Consider the following 17,556-nt stretch of genomic DNA (forward strand, 5'->3'; position numbering starts at 1 on the left):
TGCTTTCTGTTCTTGTTGTTTCCATTATTCTTCTCCATGTCCGCAGGGAACCGGTCCTGCCTGCATGAGCTGACAGACATACGACCCGTGAATGATAATTATCATTCAGCAATTCCGGCACGTACCAAAAGGGGGGACATTACCATCCCGATAACCACGCGACAGAAAATGCAGACCCCAATCCAGAAGATTGTGGAGATCGTCACACGGACTGCAGATCCTGATCGAATCATCCTTTTTGGCTCCCGGGCCCGGCGGAACAATAAAAAACAGAGCGATTATGACATATGCGTAATCAAACGGGGGATTACCCTGCGGCGGGATCTTGCAATGCAGATCTATCGCAATCTCTATGGAGTCGGAGTTGCGGTGGATGTCATCGTAGAGACGCCGGATGCGTTTGATGAGCTCAAAGACAATCCATTCCTCATCTACCATGATATTGCCCACCAGGGAAAAGTGATCTATGAGAAACCGGTTGCTTGCTCAGGCAGTGGCTGGGCCGGGGGAAGCGGGATACGTGGTGCAGTATATAGACTGTCCCATGCAATAGGCAAATTTGTATACAAACTACGCTACCTTCGGGAGTGGATTTTCCTGCGGGTGCGATAACAATGATTATATCCATAATAATTACAATCATAATCATATGAGGTTCTATGACCGGGAAAAAGAACGCGGGCTCATGGAGCAGCTGTACAGGACCGGGCCGTCATTTCTTGTTATTACCGGCAGGAGGCGGGTGGGAAAAACCGAATTGATAAAAGAGTTCTGCACGGACAAACCCGCTCTGTATTATTATGTCGACCAGAACAAGAGCATAGACATTTTAATGGAGGAGTATGGGCGGTTTACTGCCGCAAACCTTGACCTGCCCGAATATATCCGGCTTACCTCACCGGAAACCCTGCTTGAATTTCTCCTGTCGTATGAGAAACCTCTTGTTGTCGTTTTCGATGAGTTCCAGAGGTTTTTAAAGATTGATCCCTCGTTCATTTCGCAGCTGCAGCGGTTCTGGGATCTCAAAGGAAAAAAATCCCGTATCTTCCTTATCATCTCCGGCTCATCCGTCGGGATGATCCGGAAAATCTTTCTTGAAGGGGGTGCGCCGCTCTTCAAGCGTGCAGACAACATTCTCACGCTGGGTCCTTTCGGTCCAAAAGAATGCTTTTCTGTCCTTGCCGATCTTGGCATAACCGATCCCGCAGTACGGCTCGATCTCTATCTCCTGTTTGGCGGGACAATCTATTATTATCCGTATCTTTTCAAGTACGGTTGTACCGATCTTGAGAGTGCCCTTGATACCCTTCTCCTTTCAGACCTGGCGCCACTCCGCCGCGAAATGAGCGATGTGCTCATCGAGGAATTCGGAAAGGAGCATGCAACGTACTACGAGATCCTTGCTGCAATCGCAGAGGGAAAGTGCGCCCAGAAAGAGATCGCAGATTACACGCACCTTGAACCGACTTCGTTACCTTCGTACCTCCGCGATCTCATCGATCTTATGGGGATCATCGAGTACCGGGTTCCGGTTACAGAAATTGATCGTCGTTCAAAGATGGGACGTTATTTTTATTCAGATAATTTTTTCCGGTTCTATGCACGGTATATCTACCGGAATATGAGCCAGTACCAGAGCGGACAGTATGCACCCCTCAAAAAACGGGTTCTTCAGGAATGGAGGGCATTTTCCGGCTGGGCATTCGAAGAGATGGTACGGACACTTCTTCGCGAGGAACTCTCTGCCCGGTATGAACATATCGGATCGTGGTGGAACCGGAGGGGAGACGAGATCGACCTTCTCGCACTCAGCTCGCGTGGGTCTCTTGCCATTGAGATCAAAAACCGCGAACTCTCTCTTTTTGAATCACAAAAAATCCTCGCGGACCTCGGAAAGAAGATCCCGCGTGTCAAGGGTTTGTCTGGACCGGTAACTCTGGGCCTTGCTGCCCGGTCAATCGCGGGAAAAGAGATCCTGATCGATGAAGGGCATTTTATTCGCGAGCTGACCGATATGGGGCTTTAAAAAAGGGTTTGCCCGCCGTTTCGTACAAACCTGATTGAGACGAAATGGTACCCCGTACACTATAGTGGAATGACACACGGTCTCCTTCTTCGCGCGCCACACCCCCGGAACACCACACAGTCTGCCGACACCATGCCGGCAGGGAATGATTCCCGCTACATACATTAACAGAACAGGATCCGGCCCGTGTTATCGTTACATCCGGTGATATCGATCTCCTGCTCCTTGTGCCCCGGGACCGCGGGCGCCGGTCCTGCCTGCATGAGCTGACAGACATACGACCCGTGAATGATAATTATCATTCAGCAATTCCGGCACGTACCAAAAGGGGGGACATTACCATCCCGATAACCACGCGACAGAAAATGCAGACCCCAATCCAGAAGATTGTGGAGATCGTCACACGGACTGCAGATCCTGATCGAATCATCCTTTTTGGCTCCCGGGCCCGGCGGAACAATAAAAAACAGAGCGATTATGACATATGCGTAATCAAACGGGGGATTACACGGAGGCGGGATCTTGCAATGCAGATCTATCGCAATCTCTATGGAGTCGGAGTTGCGGTGGATATCATCGTAGAGACGCCGGATGCGTTTGATGAGCTCAAAGACAATCCATTCCTCATCTACCATGATATTGCCCTCCAGGGAAAAGTGATCTATGAGAAACCGGTTGCTTGCTCAAGCAGTGGCTGGGCCGGGCAAGGAGTAACCTGAGTCGGGCCGCAATGGGAAAAACCGGTCCTGATGTTGTCTACGAAGACCTTTGTTTTGATTTCAAGACCGGTGTTCACCAGGCTTGAGGAGAAGGCATAGTGATGAAATCACACTGCCTGCGACAGTCAGCAGGCTGCAGAAAAATCTCTCAAGGCGTTCATGGTTCTCAACAATCTTGTTCCTTCAGCCACGCATTCCCTCTCCCTGCTTACGGAAACGCTTGAGAAAAATGGCATAGATATCCTTGGAGAAGTAAAGGGAGCAGTTGGACTTTCTTACTATGCTGTGACAACCCGGTATCCCGGTCATTATGAACCAATTGAAGAACCGGAATTCCTTCAGGCACTATCCATGGCGAAGCAGGTTGTTGCATGGGTTGAGAGCCGGTTCTGAGGGATCGGATCCCCGCGTAAACCCGGTTGTTTTGTGGCAGGGGATTTTTTCAGGACACCGTACAACAATACAAAAAAGAAACCATTAACAATTATCCGCCGAAACCACTCCCGCCATCACCGCAACGATCACCAGCGCCATCATGAGCGCGAGCGACCTGCGCGGCCGGGCCCTGCCCTTCAGCAGGTATGAGAACCTGCCGAGCCTGCTCTCTGTTCGTTTCGCTTCCATTGGTTTTACTCCATGTCCGCGAGGCCGGCCATGGATGGGATGGTGTAATCATCAGCAGACCGGTTGCGAACAGGTATGCCTCTGCGCAGAAGCTATTAATTCGTTTTTGAAAAAACGTAGCAAATATTATTTGATATTAAATTTTTTTAATGCCATTGCCGGTGAAAGTGATATCACTCTGATGCTATATACGCTACAATATAGAATGGAGTCAACAGTATACAAAATACAATATCTTCTGGCAGGGATTTTTCCTGCTGGCAGGTGAGGCCGGACTGTAAAGGGGTATAGGGATAGCCGGAGAGGCGCGGGGGCTTAAAAGGTGGCATGTATCGATATGGTTCAGCGCTCCGGATAAAAGGGTTTCAATACTCATCAGCGATGTCCTTATCCCCCCGCGTGTGCCCTTCAAAATTTTTATCAGATTCAAGGTAGCATTACTGTCTATTGATATAATCTTTAAAGTCGTCATAACACCGGATACTGAAGATGGGGGGTACACGGTCAGCTGCCCGGCACTCCCCGGGTGCCATTCCGAAGGGGAGAGCATGGAGGTGGCACTGGAAAACATCAAAGATGCCATTGAAGGATGCGTTGCCGTGCTGAACGAGCGTGCGCACCGCAGGCAGGGCAGCAAAGTCGTCGAAGTATCCGTATAAATCCGTATAAGATGGCAAAACTTCCCGTTCTATCTGGTCACGCTGCAATAAAAGCCTTCAGTAAAGCCGGTTTTACCAGCAGCTGGCAGACAGCAAGACATGTCATCATGGAAAAAGCTGGTATGGAAGTTACTCATTCTGTTCCGCTTCATAAGGAACTGAAACGCGGGACGCTTCGGAATCTTATCAGGGATTCCGGACTTACTGTGGATGAGTTCGTTGCGTTGCTCTGATTATGAGACCCGACACCCAATGTATGCCGTCCAACGCCCCTCCCGCTCACCGGGCTCCTGTCTTGCTGTTACCGGGCTTGTATCCATGAACAACCGGATCGGGGGCACGCGATCCCATGGAGGTCAATGAATACGGATGATGGTATGCCTGTCTGCCACCAGCGAAACAGCAGCGGAATGCGGGGTGCGCGTGGATATGTCCCCATCGCAGGTCCTGGCCGCTCCGGAGACTATTTAATCCATACAATGAAAAATATATACAATCATGAAGATGCAGGCAGTCATCACCGGTAAAAAAGTCCATGACGTCGGGTACCGGGTGTTCCTGCTTGAGAAATCGCTCGAACTCGGTTTCCAGAGATTTAATGCAAGAAACCAGGTGCAGGACAACGGTCAGCAGGTAATCGTGCAGTATGAAGGCGAACCTGAACGTGTGGAAACGTTCAGTGCCGTTGTCCGCAAGGAACATCCCCCGGATGCAGATATTTCCGATATTGCCTTTGAACCGTATGAGGGGCATGTCATCTCCATCACCGATTATATGCATATGATCCAGATTGCGCAGCTCTCCAAAGGGATCCCGGCAATCATCAGTATTGATAAAAAGCAGGATCGGATGCTTGAGAATCAGGATCAGATGCTTGAGAATCAGGATCAGATGCTTGAGAAACAGGATCGGATGCTTGAGAAACAGGATCAGATGCTGGGGAAACAGGATCAGATGCTTGAGAAACAGGATCAGATGCTTGAGAAACAGGATCAGATGCTGGGGAAAATGGATCGAATGGAAGCATCGATCACGGGCGAGATCCACGACCTGCGTACCGACCTGCGATCTTCCTTTGACCGGAAATTATCCGTTATTGAACAGGATATCCAGCAGATCAAAACAAAAATCGGCCTGATGTAAGAAACAATCCCCTTTCCGCATGATATACCGGTCCTGCTAATTCCGGTTTAATCCCTGACAACAACCCTTTTAGCAATTACAGCCACCCGCTTATATTCCTGCCTTATCGATACGAATAATCTCTCTCTGGTACCTTGCAGGACCGTTCTCCCGGGGGAAGCATCATACCTGCTGAATAATATCGTTCATAATAATGGACATATGTTCAAAAAAATGAACGTCCTGGAGACTTCTTCTTTTGTAATTTTCACGTTTCTTAGCCGGAATTGCCGCAACTCGTGCCATGCTCGCGAGATCGCTAGTGTCCTTCCATTGAGTACCGGTGCTGCGAGCGGGTATCCCCGGGTAATGGAGCTCCGGAAAAGAGAATCCGATTATATTCGTTTATCTTCAGGTCTTGAAAGCGATATCATCATATTTTATGGCCCGGGTGCTGGCGGGAGTACCCGGTTAATTCCTGCCCGGGCCGGAATTTATCCTTCACGTACAGTATGTCCGGTGCTGTTATGCACAATACACAATCCATAGTACTGGAAAATAGTAATTCAGTTCTCAGGTATTGTTACAGATAACGGACATCAGTATTACATTATCTAAGGTCATAGTATATTTATGATTTTCATATCGGGAACGTATGAAAACATATAAGGAAAAAACATCACCCCGTGCCCGGGAGGATCGCCCGGCGGGCCGCTTTGTCCCGTCATGGGAAACCGTTCTCCGGCGATACGGATCCCGTAAGGCTGGCCGGTGTATGCCGGGCAGCCGTCCGGCCGGAATGATGCCAGCCTGTTTAGTAATACTTTTCCACCAAATTTGTAACACTTTTTTTAGAAAAGTATTACAAAGTAGTAAAATTAAGAAAATATTTATCATGAATGAATGAAAACCAGATTGCTACAGGAGATCGAGACATGAAATCGTCGCTTGGAAAGATGACCCGGAACGAAGCCGGGGCAAAGGAATTTCTCCTGAAGGCCGGCATACTCCACGGGGTCCAGCCCTGCATGCTCTGCGGCAGCACGCACGTGAGTCCGGCCGGGCGGGGACGGACACGGTGCAATGACTGCGGTTTCACCTGGGGCTTGCGGAGGGGGAGCATCATCGAGAACACGCGCCTCACCTACCTCCAGTTCATCCGCATCGCCCGCCTCTTTGCCGATGAGATCCCGCCTGCTGATGCTGCGGAGCGGCTCCATATCAGTCTCTCCGCTGTAGACCATCTTTACCACCGGATCCGCCTCTCCTTTGCCGATGGGATGGCCGGGACTGCTATCCTGAAGGAGCCGGGCACCGAGCCGATCTACCCAAGGGCCCGGCCCGGCCCGGTAATCTTCGGCATCCACTACAGTCCCGAGACCGTCCGGATCGAACCGCTCCCCCCGGCGACAACCGACCTGATCGTCAATATGGACATCCCGTGGCCCCTCCGGGGGAACATCCTCTTCATCGACACCTGCGAGAAGACCTACCACGGCCTGATCGCGTATTACCCGGACCGGGAGAACCAGGAAGTCGTCCTCGTCCAGCCGAAGAACCGGACGCACTGGCCCCCGCTTACGGTCTTCTGGAAATACGCCCAGACCAGCTGGTCGCGGCACCGGTACCTGAAACGGGACGCTGTCCCGGCGTATGTCCAGGAACTCGCGTTCCGGTACAACCACCGGCATAAGGACATGTTCCATGCAATCCTGGAACAACTGTCCGGATACGAACAACCCGCATAATCCCCGGCCGGCCCGGCAGCAGGTATCGCCGGCTGCCCGGTCTCACCACGCCGGATCGTGCCGGAACCCGCCGCAATAAAATCATCATATTTATCTGAAATTGTAACATGGAATTAATCATACGTAACAACATCCGGTAATCATCATGAGAAACACCACCCATGCAACCATTCTCCTCATCCTTCTTGCATCGGCGCTTCTCGCATATCCCGCAGGAGCGCTCTACGATTTCGAGGGGCTCCCCCTCGCCGTTGCCGCACAGGGCACCGTCGAAGGCAACGTCATCGTCTTCGGGCAGTACGGCCTGAAGAACCCGCCGTACGAACTCGGCTTTTCGCTCCCCTCGGCCCCCCGGTTCGCCCGGGTCTATACCGGGGTCTGGGGCGGAACGGAAAAGTATACCGGCTGGGCGGACATCACCATCAACAACAAGAAGAAAGTCAGGTACCTCCTCAACGGCGACCGGGACGTGAACCGCGAGCTCTACGAGTCCGGCCACGGCATCTACTGGATCGCGTACGACCCGACCGATCTCCTGACAAAGGGGGACAACCTCATCTCCGTGACAACAAGCAAGGGCGAAGCCGGCAACAAGCTGGACGGCCGGGTCTATGCGATCGTTGTGATTGCAGCAGTCGACGACCCGGGGGCCGGCGGGACCCAGTACTGGATCGCGGAGGGCAACGAGAACCTCCATGGCGAGGGCTGGGCCGGGACCAACCCCACGAAGCACGAGGACACGAACGTCACCTTCGCCAGCGCAGGGCTGTCCGGCATGACCCGGGCCAACCTCTCGGTCCTCCTCCTGGCCGGGGGAAGGGGCCAGCCGGATTACGTGCAGTTCAACGGGCAGTACCTCGGCAAACCGGTACGGAACGCCTCCGACCCGAAGGTCACGGACATCGGGGACGAGGTCTCGTTCAATGCGGAGGGGGGTGCAGGTACCCCTTCGCGGTATGCCGACATGGAGGTATTCGACGTCACAGCACTCGTATCGGAGGAGAACACGGTACGGTTCATCCGGGGCCTCGACCTGGACGGGGACGGGACCATTGCCACGACGGGCGATGCACCGGAGGGCGAGGACTACATCCACCCGGTCCTCGCAATCCTCACCATAACAAAATCCGGCACCGGCACGGGGACCGATCTTGCAGCAGAAGGCCTCCGGGCTGAGAACGCATTTGCAGGCGAGAACGCGGTCCTGGAGGCGACCGTACGGAGTTACGGTGTTCCCCCTGCCGGGCCTGTCCCCGTCACGTTTGCCGTCGATGGGAAGACCCTCAACACCACGCAGGTCGTGGTCCCCCGGAGCGGGATTGCCGTAGTGCAGGTCCCCTGGGTGGCAGCGGCAGGGAGCCACACCATTACCGCAGGGGTTGCAGCGCCCGCCGATACCCGGCCTGATAACAACGAGGCCTCGCTGTCGCTGAAAGCCGGCACCCCTCCCGACCTCTCTGTCCGTATCGGATCGCCTGTGGTAATGGGGAACACAGCTGCGGCCGTAACAAAGTCCCCGCTTTCGGCCTTTTGGGCAATCGCTGCGGTCGGGCTCCTTCTCGCATGGCATGGCAGGCGGAGATACCCGTCGCCCGTGCAGGCCGGATCGCTCCTCCTCGCCCTCATGCTGGTCATCCCCGCCATTGCCGTACCGGTTGCAGCGGAGACGGGTGCACGGGAATATACCCTCCCCCTCCAGGTGACAAACAGCGGGGGGAGCGATGCCCCCGGGTTCACGGTGTCTGTATACCTCGATGGCGAGAAGATCGCCGCCAAACGAATCGATGCCGGGCTCGCAGCCGGGGCAACAACGGATATCCCGATCCCGGTCTTTGTCGCCCCGGGCACCCACGAAGTGAAGGTCGTTGTCGACGAAGAAGGGGCAATAAAGGACAGCAGCCGGGGCAACAACCATGCGCAGGGCCGGTATGACTTCCCGGGCTAGGCTGGCGATGGCACTGGCCTGCACAGCCCTCCTCGTCGTGCCGGTCCTCGCGACCTATGCCGGCGACAAACCGCTTGCCGATGCCTTCACCTGCGAAGGGAAATGCGGGTACAGCTTCTCGACCGGCAACAGCACGTACAGCGGGACGATCTATCCCGGCGACCGGTATGCGGTCTCGTTCGCCCCCGGTATACCGGAAGACGCGGTCGTGAAATACCAGCGATACTATGTCTACTGGGCCTGGAGCCGGAGGGACCAGCAGACCGTCTACCCGGAGATCTCCATTGTACCGGGCCCCGGCACAGGAACCGTACCGGTCCGCGAAACACGGTATACCGACAACAAGGGATTCAGCAGCCCAAGCGACTTCTACTCGGGCGTGGACACGTTCTCCGGCGAACATATCATACCCGGTGCCGGCCCGGTCGCCGTCATGGTAGAGAACAGCGGGGAAGGGAACAGCACCTTCGTGATCCAGGGCATCGGGCTCCTCACCGTGTACGGGAGCGCCTCGTCCCCGGAAGGTCTCGTCATCGCAAAGGAAGGGTGCGACATGCTGTACAACAGCTACGGTATCACCCCTGACATGGCCACGAGCAGCCTGGACTTCGGACAGGAGATCGACACAAAGAGAATAGAATCGGCCACGCTCCACCTCATCGCCCCATCCGGGGGGTACACACGCTCGGATGTCATCAGGAAAAACGCTTTGCAGTTCAACTACCGGCAGGGATCGGCGCTGCCGGAACTCTTCTCGGTGATAATCGGCCTTGTCTTCCCGGGTGCGAACGGGAAGGAATGGGTCGACATCTTCGACTCCGACGCGCAGCGGCAGATCGGGACCGAGGTGCGGGACGTCACGGCGTTTCTCGCCCCCCGGGGGAACACCGCGGCCGTACAGGACCGGGGAGACTACCTGCTTTTGACCAATGCCATCCTGCATGTCAGGTACCAGTGAGGGATATTCATGTGCACGACTATTGAAGCAGACCACCTGGGAAAAGTATACCGGGGCAGCATCCCTGCCCTTGGGGAAGCAAGCTTTACCATCGGAAAAGGGGAGTTCGTCACCCTCATCGGCAGGAGCGGGTCCGGCAAGAGCACGCTCTTAAACATCCTCGGTTGTCTCGACAGCCCGAGCTCCGGTTCTCTCACTCTCGACGGTGAACCCGTGGACTTCCGGGACCCGGCCCGGCTCGTATCGATACGGCGGCAGAAGATCGGGTTTATCTTCCAGCAGTTCAACCTCCTGCCGCACCTGACAGCGCAGGAGAACGTCGAATACCCGATGCTCTTCAATTACCGTGAGCCGGAGGTGCGGGCCCGTACGGCAGGCGGGCTGCTGGAACGCGTGGGGCTCGGTGGCCGCAGGGACCACTACCCGGCCGAGCTCTCGGGCGGCGAACAGCAGCGGGTGGCGATCGCCCGGGCGCTCGTCTCCAACCCGCCGATCATCCTGGCCGACGAACCGACCGGCAACCTCGACCAGAAGACGAGCGGGGAGATCTTCTCCCTGATGCAGGAGATCGGCAGGGAACGGAAGGCCACGTTCTTCATCGTCACCCACGAGCGGGAGTTCGGGGAATATGCCGACCGTTCATTCCGGCTCGTTGACGGGAAGGTGGCCGCGATATGACGAAACTGCTCGACTTTGCCCGGCTCTCCGCACGCCAGCTGATGAAAAAACGGATGCGGGTGCTCCTGACCGCATTCGGGATCGCGATCGGCATCGCCGCCGTTGTCGCGATGGTCTCGTTCGGCGAGGGGATCCGGTACCAGGCGATCGAGACCATCAGGCAGCAGTCGGACCTCACGCTCATCGAAGTGACCGGGTCCATAAAAGACGGGACAGTCATCCCGATCACGGAGTCCAAGGCTGAGCTTGTGCAAAAGATCCCGCATGTCGGAGCGGCCGGGCCGGTATACAGGGTCTCCTTCTCCACCCTCCGCCAGACCTATATCGATGTGCTGGGGATCCGTGCGGGAGACCTCAAGGCACTGTTCCGGCCTGTCCTGGCCTCGGGGGAACTCTACCCTGCATCGTCCAACCAGGTACTTCTCGGCCACGAACTGGCCGGGAAGCTGAAGAAGTACGAAGGAATACGCGAAGGCGACCTCTTCACGGTCGTTATCCGCGACTATAACGAGTACGGCGCGCCATCGGACCGCAAGCTTGCGATAAAACCGGGAGGCACGCTTCGTGCACGGGAGGATGCGCTCGACAACCTGCTTATCATGGACCTGGATTCCGTCAGCGCCCTTTCCAACGAGTCCATGCCATACAATGCGGTGTACGTGCGGGTGGACGACCCGGAGAACGTGATGGCCGTGGCACGGGACGTCCAGTCCCTCGGGCTGACGGCAAACGGGGCATTCCGGCAGATCGAGTCGGTCAACCGGTTCATGGACCTCGTCATCCTCTTCCTCTCGATCTTCGCGGCCATCTCGCTCGTTGTCGGCGCCCTCATGATCGTCAACACCATGGTCATGTCGGTATACGAACGGACCCGCGAGATCGGCGTCTCCATGGCGCTCGGGGCCTCGCAGGGGGACGTAGTGACGCTGATCCTTGCAGAGTGCCTGTATATCGGCATGATCGGCGGGATCCTGGGGGATCTCCTCGGGATATTCTTCTCCTGGGTGATCAACACCGCGGGAAAGGCATACCTGCTCTCCCAGACCGGGGACCTCTTTTCCGCGTTCGCCCGCTACGACCTGGCACTGGTCACCCCCGGGATCCTTGTCGCAGCGTTCCTTGTCGCGGTTGTCCTCTCGCTGGTCTCCGGCATCTACCCGGCCCTCCAGGCAGCCCGCCTGAACCCGGTCGAGGCGATACGGCATACATGATTTTCTTACGAACAGGAAAAGGACAAGAACAGCCATGACAGAAAGAACCATGAAGAAAAAACCCTCCCGGTGGTCCGGTATCGCAGCCACGATGATCCTTGCGCTCCTGGTCCTTGCCGTGTGCGCCGGGACAGGGTGCGTGTCGAACCCGGACAGGACAGTAACCCCGGCAACGGCAGCACCACCTCCCCTCACCCCGGATACGGTACCGTCAGCCAGTCCCACCGGCACCGGGCAGGCCCCCGGCACACCCGTCGGGCGCATCATCGTCACCAATGCCGATGCGGCAGAACTCCTCCTCGCAATCGGCGCAGCGGACCGTGTCGTCGGGATATCCGACACGGTGAAGAACCATCCCGTGCTCGGCCCGCGCTATGCCGGTGCAGAAAGTATCGGGTCCTGGCAGGCTCCCGATATCGAGACGATCCACTCGCTCCATCCCGATGCAGTCATCAGCTATTCGAGTTACACCCCGAAGAATGTCGACCGGATAACCTCGGCAGGCATCCCCCTCCTCCTTATCGACTGCTACAAGATCGATACCCTCGCGTCCGATACAAGAAGGCTCGGGAACCTGACCGGCAGGGATGCGGAGGCAGAAGAGTATATCGCCTTCCTCGAACGGTACGAGGCGCTGGTCCGGTCCCCTGCCGCAGCTCACCCGCCCGCCAGCCCCCCACGGGTCTATATCGAGTCGTACTCCGATTACTCCGCCCTGACCGGGGGGAGCGGCGGCGACCTGCTGGTGACGATGGCCGGTGGCGAGAATATCGCAGGGCTGCTCCCGGTCTCCTCGCCGAAGGTCAATGCCGAATGGGTAATGGCCCAGGATCCCGACGTGATCATCAAGACCGCGGCATCGGGAAAGAACGAGACCGAGCTTCGCGAGATCCATGCAAAACTTGTCGGCAGGACCGGCATCGCGAACACCAGCGCGGTCAGGAACGGGAGGGTATACGTGATCTCGGGAAGCGTCACCTACGGCCCCCGTTCGGTGATCGGGCTCGCCTGGGTTGCACGGATCCTCAATACCGATAATTCCGGTGACATCGATCCCCGGGAGATCCAGGACGAGTATGCCGGCCGTTTTGTGGCAGGGACGAACACGACCGCCGCGATCTACCCGCAGCCCGGATAGCCCTGCCGGTGCGGATAGTGCCGGAATCCCCGGTGGCTGCCCCGGGCATTTCCCGGAACCCTGCCGGGATAGTTACTTTGCTACTTTTTAATACTTTTTTCATAAAAAATCTGATAAATACTATAAAATTTTTTAATACCGTCAGTCATATAAGATCCTGTATGATCATGGTCCTCTCTCATCTGTCCCGGTGCCTTCCCCATCCTGTTGCCCCGGCAGCTGCCTGCACTGCGCAAATCCCTGGTACGATTAAGGAGAGGTCCTCTTCAGCGGCGAAGCGCCAGGGTATCGCCATAACAATCCTGGTCCTGCTTGCAGCCCTGTTCGCCCTCGCCCCGGCAGCGAATGCCAATGACAACATGGGCGGCATCCACCTCAGGACCGTGGACTCGGGAGTTGTCTCGGGAGGGGTCTGGTACGATACCTACAACGGGTTCGAGAAGGGGTACGCGTACAAGTCCTTCAACCCCCCGGCCGCTACCGAAATCCAGTGGGCCCGGCTCTATGTCGGGATCTATTGCGGCCACATGCAGAACAATTACCCGGGAAAGGCGGAGATAAGCCTCGATACGGACAACGACGGGAAAGGCGACCAGATCCTTGGCCAGGAGGAGATGAATGTCGAGTACACGTATCCCGGGAACGGCGGCACCGGCCCGGTCTACCTGGGCAATGGCAACCGGGTGACCAGCGACTACATCTTCTCGTACGACATGAAGAGCCAGCTGATGGGAAAACCCATCGGCGTTGCGGTCAAAACCGAGAAGGCCCCCGCGTCTTCGTTTGACGGCAGGATCAAGTTCATGGCGCTGGTGGTCGCCTATAACGACAACGACGGGGACAAGATCTATTACTGGATCAACGAAGGGCACGACCCCATGAGCCAGCTGAACGACGGGGGATATACCGGGGAGACCACCTTTTCAACCTCCCGGGTATCCGAAAGCGAGGACAAGGAATTTTCAGCAACCCTCTCGTCTCTGTACATGGCCAGCGTGGACGGCATCTACACCCTGAACGGCGACGAGCTCATGGGGAACGGGGCCCCGCAGGGAGAGTATTTCGGCACCGAGGACTGGGATGTGACCGACTCGATCGAGCTCGGGGAGGACACGGAACTCCAGTACGAACGTTCGGGCGCCTACTTCAAGATTCCCCTCGCACTCCTCCGGATCAGCTACAGGGAACGGCCGGAAGGGACGCTTGAGGTGACCTCATTCCCCCCGGGCGCACAGATCCTGCTGGACGACCAGGAGACCGAAAAGGTCACGAACGCAACCCTCCTTTCGGTAGCAGCGGGGGAGCATACTGTCCAGGCAGTCCTTGAGGACAATGAAAAATACCGGGAAGCCAATCCGGTCACCGTCACGGTCAGGAACAAGGAGACCACCACGGTCAACATCACCTTCCCCCAGATCAACGGGTCTATCGATATCACCTCCGAGCCGCACGGGGCCTGGGTCTATCTCGACGGGAAGAACATGTCCGTCCTCTCCGATACGTTCCTTGAGGGTGTGATTATCGGGGAACACACGGTAGAACTCCTCAAACCCGGGTACGGGAATGCCACTGCCACCGTTCTCCTTGAGGAAGACCAGACGGAGTCCGTTGAACTGGAACTCGTGGAGCTGGCAGCCAATGCATCGGCAAATGGAACCGTCCAGACCGCAGGGGTTGGATATACCGGCCGGCCCTTCTCCCTGTACCGCCACGGCGCGGTAAAAGGAAACGTGGCGGTCCAGAAATCCGAAGGATACTCCGGCCTGCTCGGGAAGGGCATGAGCGCAACCTACCCGGTCGAGGTGAGCGTCCCGGAGGCTGCCACGGTCACGGACGCCCGGCTGTACGTGTACACCACCTGGAGCCACGATGCCGGAATCCTCCAGGGAAAGGCGTCCTCGCCTGGCGTGGAGATGGATGGCGAATCCCTGGAGAGGGAAGCGGTATACTCCGACCGGAAAGGGAACGGCACGTACGACTACCCGGTGGAGACCCACTGCTATGCCCTGACCGGGATCCGGCCCGGGAACCGGACGATTACGTTCACGGTCACCAATACCGGTGGGCCCGAGGACAAGTTCGCCACGTACGGCGTCGTGCTTTTCCTTGTCGCCGAAGATCCTGACGGAAAGGAGATCGAGTACTGGGTCGGTGAGGGATCCGATGCGGTATATGCGAACCCCGAATTCAATGTCGATACCTCAACTGCGGAGACGAGTATCCAGTTCCCCGGCACGCTCAACATGACCGCGATCGCGGAGGGCGAGCTCTATGCCATCAGCACGGCGGCATCCGGCAGCGGCAACCGCGTCCTGTTCAATGGCCGGACCCGGGCGAACGTACTAAGCGGCGGGTCTTCCGGGATCAGCATTGCACGGATGAATGTCAGCGCGGACGTCCTGCGTTCCGAAAACATCGCGGGTATCGGGAGCGTGGGGGAAGAGACCAAGGGCGATTACCTGGAGAACCGGAACCTCATTCTTATTGTGACAAAGGCGCTGGAAGGAGGTTTTCCCGTTTCCACTGCGCCATCTTCAAAGGGCGGGGAGGGGGATGATTCCGAAGAGAACAGTTCCGATCCCACCAGCACGGTCAACCTGACAAACCCGTCCCTGCATGCGACCGGGCCGATCGAGGAGATCCTCGACCCGTCGCAAAGGACGTACGAGGTCCGGGTGATCTCGAACCCCCCCGGGGCGCTCATCTCCGTAGATTACGAATACCGCGGCAAGACCTCCCCCGGCACTGTCACCGGCCTTGCTGCAGGAAACCATACGGTATCCGTTGCACTGGATGGCTTCGAGCCGGTGGAAGAGCGGTTTTTCCTGACAACAAACCAGACCATGAACTTTGACCTCAAGACCCGGGCCACAACTGTCCTGCAACGGGAGAAGATCGAAGCCGGGCAGGAGGGATTGCTGGACCAGGAAGAGTATGGCGGGATCTATGTCACGTCAAGCCCTGAAGGAACGATCTTTGTGGACGGGAAGAAGACCGGTTTCACCTCACCGGCTGTTGTCTATGGTCTCAAAGAGGGTAAACATACTGTGCAGGTGAAGGTGGCTTCCGTGCAGGGGACAAAGGCACAGGATAAGATAATATTCCCGATTGAGAAGAAGGAAGTGATTGTCGGCAAGGGTGTGATAACGCCCATCTCGATCACCTCGTTCGAGAACCCGGTCCTTGCACGCCCGGCAATCAACTCGACCGCTTTCAACCAATCCGTATTCACCGTGAACGGGGAACCGCGCCAGTACCGTGTCGGGGAGAGTTTCGCCGTCCAGTCCACCCAGAATTTCATCACCCTCCGGCAGGACGATGCTTACGTCACCTACACGATCTTCGCCGATAATACGAGCGAGCTTGTGCTGGAGCCGCGGAGCTATACGCTGAACAGTATCCGGGTGGAATCAGACCCGCCGGGAGCCGATATCAGCGTTGACGGGTACCCGACGGGCTATACCACGCCGTACCTGGTGAGGAACATCTCCGACCAGGAGCACGTCCTCCTGGTGTCAAAACCGGGCTATTACCCGATCCGGACCACGGTCCGTGTCAGCGGTACCGATCTTGTCCGGCGCTTTGTCCTCGAGCCGTACCTGTACGGGAGCCTCTCCGTCCAGAGCAACCCTGCCGGGGGCAAGATCTACCTCAACGGCAAGAATACCGGCCGGAAGACCCCGTTTGTCTTCCAGTACATGGCCGTCGGAGAATACTCCATCAAGGTCACCCAGAACCAGACCAAGGCAACCTACGAAGGATTCATGGTGGAACCCTACAAAATGAACGAACTCAACCTCACGCTGAAGAAAGGCAGGTGACCCGGAACGGGGGAGAATGCCCGTACTGTCGGGCCATCCCGGTATTTGGGAAACACTCCTTGGCGACTGCAACAGGGGGCCGGAGGCAGTTTCGGATACCGTGATCATTGCCGCCATTTCCGGCCCGTTTATGGCGCTGATCCTGCCCTGAACGGGACCAGGAATTTTCCCTGCTCGTTCTCAATGACAAATGCATCCACACCGTATACCTTCCGGATGCACTCCGGGGTGAGGATCTCCTGCGGTTTCCCGTAGCCGGCCATCTTTCCCCCGTGCAGTACGACAACGGTGTCCGCGTACCGGTACGCGAGGTTGAGGTCGTGGACCGCGATGATCATGCCGGCCCCGCGTTCCCACGTGATCTCCCGCATGGTCTCCATCACCTCGATCTGGTACCGGATGTCGAGCGCACTGGTTGGTTCATCGAAGAGGAAGAGCTTCGGGTCCTGGGCAAGCGCCCGGGCAATGAAGACCTTCTGACGCTCCCCTCCCGAGAGCTGGTCCATGTAGCTCCCTGCCATGTGCTCCATCTCCAGTGCTTCAAGCGAGTGCTGGACCCGGGAGAGTTCCTCGTCTGAGACCGACCACTTGATGTGCTGCCGCCTGCCGAGAAGGACCGTCTCGAAGACGGTCGAGTAGAGCGTGTACGTGAAGTGCTGCGGCACGTACCCGATGCACTTGGCCAGCTCGATGGGATCGATCTTCCGGATGTCGGTCCCGTCGATGCCAATGCTCCCTGAGGTCTGGCTGTGAACCCCCGCGATGATCTTGATGAGGGTCGATTTCCCGGAGCCGTTCGGCCCCACCAGGGCAACGATATCGGCCTTCCCAAGGGAGAACGAGATGTCATCCAGTACCCGTTTTTCACCATAGTCCTTGCAGACATTGTCAAGAGTGATCTCCATTC

Annotated in this window: 16 protein-coding genes and 1 pseudogene; 14 read left to right on the forward strand and 3 right to left on the reverse strand. The window is 56.8% G+C overall.

Annotated elements, in window-relative coordinates; translation table 11 throughout:
• Positions 1-168: 168 nt before the first annotated feature.
• Positions 169-612 (forward strand): nucleotidyltransferase domain-containing protein, encoded by a 444-nt coding sequence (locus tag METFOR_RS04140; protein ID WP_233504446.1) that lies wholly within the window; start codon positions 169-171, stop codon positions 610-612.
• Positions 613-649: 37 nt separating this feature from the next.
• Complete coding sequence (locus METFOR_RS04145) at positions 650-2,026, forward strand: ATP-binding protein (RefSeq protein WP_015284849.1); 1,377 nt, start codon at positions 650-652, stop codon at positions 2,024-2,026.
• A gap of 164 nt (positions 2,027-2,190) precedes the next feature.
• On the opposite strand, the gene METFOR_RS15240 is transcribed toward METFOR_RS04145, so the two are convergent.
• Positions 2,191-2,328 (reverse strand): hypothetical protein, encoded by a 138-nt coding sequence (locus tag METFOR_RS15240; protein WP_015284851.1) that lies wholly within the window; start codon positions 2,326-2,328, stop codon positions 2,191-2,193.
• 63 nt (positions 2,329-2,391) lie between these two features.
• Here METFOR_RS15240 and METFOR_RS04150 point away from each other — a divergent pair, with 63 nt between their 5' ends.
• Together METFOR_RS04150 and METFOR_RS04155 are read left to right on the forward strand one after the other, a co-directional pair.
• Positions 2,392-2,745 (forward strand): nucleotidyltransferase domain-containing protein, encoded by a 354-nt coding sequence (locus tag METFOR_RS04150; protein ID WP_015284852.1) that lies wholly within the window; start codon positions 2,392-2,394, stop codon positions 2,743-2,745.
• 126 nt (positions 2,746-2,871) lie between these two features.
• Positions 2,872-3,138: pseudogene (locus METFOR_RS04155) on the forward strand (HEPN domain-containing protein); the annotation flags it as partial.
• 84 nt (positions 3,139-3,222) lie between these two features.
• Here METFOR_RS04155 and METFOR_RS15495 read toward each other — a convergent pair.
• Entirely contained in the window at positions 3,223-3,369 is a 147-nt protein-coding gene (locus METFOR_RS15495; RefSeq protein WP_015284853.1) for a hypothetical protein, read from the reverse strand.
• Between the two features lie 401 nt (positions 3,370-3,770).
• Here METFOR_RS15495 and METFOR_RS04160 point away from each other — a divergent pair, with 401 nt between their 5' ends.
• The 10 genes from METFOR_RS04160 (at position 3,771) to METFOR_RS14460 (ending at position 16,649) form a co-directional block, all read left to right on the forward strand.
• Entirely contained in the window at positions 3,771-4,028 is a 258-nt protein-coding gene (locus METFOR_RS04160; RefSeq protein WP_015284854.1) for a type II toxin-antitoxin system HicB family antitoxin, read from the forward strand.
• An 11-nt stretch (positions 4,029-4,039) separates the two neighbouring features.
• Entirely contained in the window at positions 4,040-4,261 is a 222-nt protein-coding gene (locus METFOR_RS04165) for a type II toxin-antitoxin system HicA family toxin (RefSeq protein WP_015284855.1), read from the forward strand.
• A 265-nt stretch (positions 4,262-4,526) separates the two neighbouring features.
• A complete protein-coding gene (locus tag METFOR_RS14455; RefSeq protein ID WP_015284856.1) occupies positions 4,527-5,171 on the forward strand; it encodes an acylphosphatase in 645 nt (214 codons plus the stop codon).
• 914 nt (positions 5,172-6,085) lie between these two features.
• Complete coding sequence (locus METFOR_RS04175; RefSeq protein ID WP_015284857.1) at positions 6,086-6,898, forward strand: hypothetical protein; 813 nt, start codon at positions 6,086-6,088, stop codon at positions 6,896-6,898.
• A gap of 145 nt (positions 6,899-7,043) precedes the next feature.
• Entirely contained in the window at positions 7,044-8,843 is a 1,800-nt protein-coding gene (locus METFOR_RS04180; RefSeq protein WP_015284858.1) for a DUF3344 domain-containing protein, read from the forward strand.
• Positions 8,827-9,801 (forward strand): DUF3344 domain-containing protein, encoded by a 975-nt coding sequence (locus METFOR_RS04185; protein ID WP_015284859.1) that lies wholly within the window; start codon positions 8,827-8,829, stop codon positions 9,799-9,801. Before METFOR_RS04180 ends, METFOR_RS04185 begins: the two co-directional genes overlap by 17 nt.
• A gap of 9 nt (positions 9,802-9,810) precedes the next feature.
• Positions 9,811-10,479, forward strand: coding sequence for an ABC transporter ATP-binding protein (locus tag METFOR_RS04190; RefSeq protein ID WP_015284860.1), 669 nt, complete (start codon positions 9,811-9,813; stop codon positions 10,477-10,479).
• Complete coding sequence (locus METFOR_RS04195) at positions 10,476-11,690, forward strand: ABC transporter permease (protein WP_015284861.1); 1,215 nt, start codon at positions 10,476-10,478, stop codon at positions 11,688-11,690. Before METFOR_RS04190 ends, METFOR_RS04195 begins: the two co-directional genes overlap by 4 nt.
• Positions 11,691-11,724: 34 nt before the next feature.
• Complete coding sequence (locus METFOR_RS04200; protein WP_015284862.1) at positions 11,725-12,828, forward strand: ABC transporter substrate-binding protein; 1,104 nt, start codon at positions 11,725-11,727, stop codon at positions 12,826-12,828.
• Positions 12,829-12,995: 167 nt separating this feature from the next.
• On the forward strand, positions 12,996-16,649 hold the full coding sequence (locus METFOR_RS14460) for a DUF3344 domain-containing protein (RefSeq protein ID WP_052310755.1): 3,654 nt from the start codon (positions 12,996-12,998) through the stop codon (positions 16,647-16,649).
• 128 nt (positions 16,650-16,777) lie between these two features.
• Here METFOR_RS14460 and METFOR_RS04210 read toward each other — a convergent pair whose 3' ends face one another.
• Positions 16,778-17,554 carry an ABC transporter ATP-binding protein gene (locus METFOR_RS04210; RefSeq protein ID WP_015284865.1) on the reverse strand — a complete coding sequence of 259 codons (777 nt, stop codon included), beginning with the start codon at positions 17,552-17,554 and terminating at the stop codon, positions 16,778-16,780.
• Positions 17,555-17,556 lie beyond the last annotated feature (2 nt).

The organism is Methanoregula formicica SMSP, from assembly GCF_000327485.1.
Classification (GTDB): Archaea; Halobacteriota; Methanomicrobia; order Methanomicrobiales; family Methanospirillaceae; genus Methanoregula; species Methanoregula formicica.

Bases quoted from the DNA above. Each gene is read 5' to 3' on its own strand.
- METFOR_RS04140 (WP_233504446.1), top strand. From the start codon at position 169: ATGCAGACCCCAATCCAGAAGATTGTGGAGATCGTCACACGGACTGCA.
- METFOR_RS04145 (WP_015284849.1), top strand. From the start codon at position 650: ATGAGGTTCTATGACCGGGAAAAAGAACGCGGGCTCATGGAGCAGCTG.
- METFOR_RS15240 (WP_015284851.1), bottom strand. From the start codon at position 2,328: ATGATAATTATCATTCACGGGTCGTATGTCTGTCAGCTCATGCAGGCA.
- METFOR_RS04150 (WP_015284852.1), top strand. From the start codon at position 2,392: ATGCAGACCCCAATCCAGAAGATTGTGGAGATCGTCACACGGACTGCA.
- METFOR_RS15495 (WP_015284853.1), bottom strand. From the start codon at position 3,369: ATGGAAGCGAAACGAACAGAGAGCAGGCTCGGCAGGTTCTCATACCTG.
- METFOR_RS04165 (WP_015284855.1), top strand. From the start codon at position 4,040: ATGGCAAAACTTCCCGTTCTATCTGGTCACGCTGCAATAAAAGCCTTC.
- METFOR_RS14455 (WP_015284856.1), top strand. From the start codon at position 4,527: ATGAAGATGCAGGCAGTCATCACCGGTAAAAAAGTCCATGACGTCGGG.
- METFOR_RS04175 (WP_015284857.1), top strand. From the start codon at position 6,086: ATGAAATCGTCGCTTGGAAAGATGACCCGGAACGAAGCCGGGGCAAAG.
- METFOR_RS04180 (WP_015284858.1), top strand. From the start codon at position 7,044: ATGAGAAACACCACCCATGCAACCATTCTCCTCATCCTTCTTGCATCG.
- METFOR_RS04185 (WP_015284859.1), top strand. From the start codon at position 8,827: ATGACTTCCCGGGCTAGGCTGGCGATGGCACTGGCCTGCACAGCCCTC.
- METFOR_RS04190 (WP_015284860.1), top strand. From the start codon at position 9,811: ATGTGCACGACTATTGAAGCAGACCACCTGGGAAAAGTATACCGGGGC.
- METFOR_RS04195 (WP_015284861.1), top strand. From the start codon at position 10,476: ATGACGAAACTGCTCGACTTTGCCCGGCTCTCCGCACGCCAGCTGATG.
- METFOR_RS04200 (WP_015284862.1), top strand. From the start codon at position 11,725: ATGACAGAAAGAACCATGAAGAAAAAACCCTCCCGGTGGTCCGGTATC.
- METFOR_RS14460 (WP_052310755.1), top strand. From the start codon at position 12,996: ATGGTCCTCTCTCATCTGTCCCGGTGCCTTCCCCATCCTGTTGCCCCG.
- METFOR_RS04210 (WP_015284865.1), bottom strand. From the start codon at position 17,554: ATGGAGATCACTCTTGACAATGTCTGCAAGGACTATGGTGAAAAACGG.